Below are 2,829 nucleotides of genomic sequence, written 5' to 3'. Positions count from 1 at the left end.
CTGATACGCCGCCTGTCGTTCCTGAGTCCATCGCGGAGCAATGACAATGTAACCGTGACGTCCGGCCTGACCACGACGATAGCCGTTTTCGTCGAACGGGCCAGCCCACCAGTCAATTTGCTGTTCAGGAGTGGTCTGCAGCCCGTGCAAAGTCACAATGGCCGGATAGCGACGGAGAGGGTGGTACTCAGGAGGAAGCTGCACCAAATAACGGGCGGGCGGCTCCTTGGCGTCCCAGGTGAGCTCGATCTCGAAGAAGCCCGGCTTGCCGGCGACCTCGGAAGGCAGCGGACGTGGGGGTGCCATGTGGGCGAGAATACCGGCCGAATACACCGGCAAACTTCCTTCCTCTTTGCGCAGTCGCTCGAGAATTTCACCCTTCTTCATGGTGTTATCTTCGTTGAGATACTCCACAATCAACGCCCGGGTTCGGTACATCGACAGTGCGACGGATAGATTGCGCGTCGCTCGATCGGCACCCACCAGCCAACCGCTGATGGCCAGGGCCACCCGGTCTTCTCCTGGGACCGAATTGTCATCAACCAACTGCGAGAAAGCGGCCAGCCGGGGCAAGGTGTCAGGGCTGAGCTGTGCAGCGATTTCCTGGAAAACCTCCAGACACAGTTGTCGGACCGCCGTCTGGTCGATCCCCTGGATGAGAGCTTCCAGCTTGGAAAGAAGTTCTTTCGCCTGCCGGGCCTGTTTTTCGTAATCCTCACGGAATTCGCGGACTTCCTGGAGGATCTCCCCGGCCACGCCCTCCGTGGGGAATTTCTCCAGTAAGCTATAAACGGTGCGATGTTGACCGGCCTTGGACCGCAGCCGGAGCTCCTCGAGAATTCTTCTCGCTGATAACTGTTTGAGTGCTCGCAGCGACTGCTCGATATCCGCCTTCTCGTTGGCAGGAAGTTGCGGATCGTTGAGCAGGTTCTGAAGTTCCTGCACCGCGTCCTCATAGCGACCCATCTGCACGAAAAACCTCGCAATCCGTTTTCGTGTATCGACACTCGTATTATCTCCTGAGGCCTTGACCAGAATTCGGTAAAGCACATCTTTGGGGAGACTTGTCGTGGCCAGCCGCATATCCCAAACATGGGTGATCCCCTGAATCCGTATCCATTGCGGCGTGATTTCCGTAATACCCTGGATGACATCCACCTTTCCCCGCGTGGTGAGCATCGTGTAGATCCGCCGGCCAAACTCGTCGAAGGGGGTGACCCGCACGGGGAATCCCACACTGCTGATTGTGGCTCCCTGCTCGGCCACCGGCTGGCGAAGTCGAAATCGTTCCTGAATTTCCGCGGTAACGCCGGGCCTGATTTCCCGAATTTGCCGTTTGGAAACAAACGTTCGGCGAAGGTCATCATCAACGAAAACGATGAGAGGAATCGGCCCGCCGCTTTCTGGATTAACGAGCTTGGGAATATCGACAAGGCCTGTGACGAGTCCCAATTTCCCGGTTAGGATGCGGCCATCTTTCAGGAGCACTTCCTCTGCCCAGGCCATGGGCAAAGAAAGAGACGCCAGAGCTACGATGCCAGCGACGACCGGAACGACGCGCTTTGCGACAAGCGACGCCAGGTGATCGACTTTGACCATGCGGATCATCCTTTCGCTTGAGTGCCTGAGTTTGCGGCTCAGCCCTTCTTATTTCATTATCCGGTGTGCTGCCGGATCCGTACACTCATTTGCCCAGGCCAGCAAAGACAGCGAGACGGCCACCCGGACGGACGTGGCCGCTATCGTTTTTTCTGAAATCCCAGAAAAAGTCTACCTTTCCAACGGCTCCGAAGAAGCGCGGCAGTCAGGTTCCCGGTTGTGTCCCCCGAAACACTGGGAACGACACGCTTGTGACCTCCGGTTTTCGTGCCACATCGGCCGGAGCCGTTCCCACGGGCTCATCCCAAGGGGCTACCTATTTGATGCACCCGATGACTGTTGACGTGGGATGCCAAAGCGATGGACGTATAACCACCGCCGGTAGGGGCGATTCATGAATCGCCCGTTCCCACGTATTCGCAGTCGGTTCTTTTGCTCGGGAAACGCGATCCATGAACGGCCCCTCCACAGGGCACCGCGATAAAACAAGGCTTTTCCTGGTCCCACGGGCTTGCCATGAGCCTCAGAACGGCTGCATGGCTGAAAGGCTCAATGTTACCCTGATACCGATGTTGACGAGAATGCGGAAAGTGCTGAAGATGGAGTGTTGATGCGCAATCATGGCGAACAGAACGACAAGGGATATGCAGGATGATTCGACTGCGGGTCTTGCTGGCTTTGGCGACAATACTTTTTCTGACGATCGTGTCGCTTGCAGCCGTGCTCTCGGTTGCCGAAGTGCTGGCCGCGGTGGGAAACTCGGCGGCCGCCACAACTTTTCGCTACATCGGCCTCGGTGTGGGATGCGTCGCGGGAATCACGCTGACGGTTCTTGTCTTCTGGATTTCCCTGATCCTGATGGGGGAACTGATCCGGGAGGAATCCCCCGCCGACAAACCACTCTCGGAACAGGAAGCAGGTGAGACCAGTACCGATCTCGAGGGGGCTGAGGAAGACCTGGACTCGCGGGATGAGCTCTCGTGAAAGACCGGGCTGGGTGGCCTCGGCGTTTAACGCAAATTTCATGGCCGAATTGTGCCGTTTCACCCGTGCATTTTGCTACGGTGCTGCGATCGCTCCCGACGCATCGCTCAAAGAGTCCGAACGCCGGCTTTCCGTTGGCTGTCCGCGGTGATCGTGACGTTGCTGCACCCCACTCAAGTCGGTCATGGTGGATACTGACTGTGGTACCCCATGCCGGACCTGTGAGACTGTCAAGCCGCGCGTCGG

1 protein-coding gene and 1 pseudogene are annotated in these 2,829 nt (G+C 57.7%); one reads left to right on the top strand and one right to left on the bottom strand.

Annotated elements, in window-relative coordinates:
• Positions 1 to 1,599, bottom strand: a pseudogene (locus H5U08_RS14790) (hypothetical protein); the annotation flags it as partial.
• 651 nt (positions 1,600 to 2,250) lie between these two features.
• Here H5U08_RS14790 and H5U08_RS14785 point away from each other — a divergent pair.
• Positions 2,251 to 2,583 (top strand): hypothetical protein, encoded by a 333-nt coding sequence (locus H5U08_RS14785; RefSeq protein ID WP_297034697.1) that lies wholly within the window; start codon positions 2,251 to 2,253, stop codon positions 2,581 to 2,583.
• Positions 2,584 to 2,829: the final 246 nt, after the last annotated feature.

Source organism: Thermogutta sp. (genome assembly GCF_014359955.1).
In the GTDB taxonomy this organism is placed as follows: domain Bacteria; phylum Planctomycetota; class Planctomycetia; order Pirellulales; family Thermoguttaceae; genus Thermogutta.
This window is presented reverse-complemented; position numbering and strand designations above follow the sequence as displayed.

Coding starts and splice junctions, on each gene's coding strand:
- H5U08_RS14785 (WP_297034697.1), top strand. CDS start 2,251: ATGATTCGACTGCGGGTCTTGCTGGCTTTGGCGACAATACTTTTTCTG.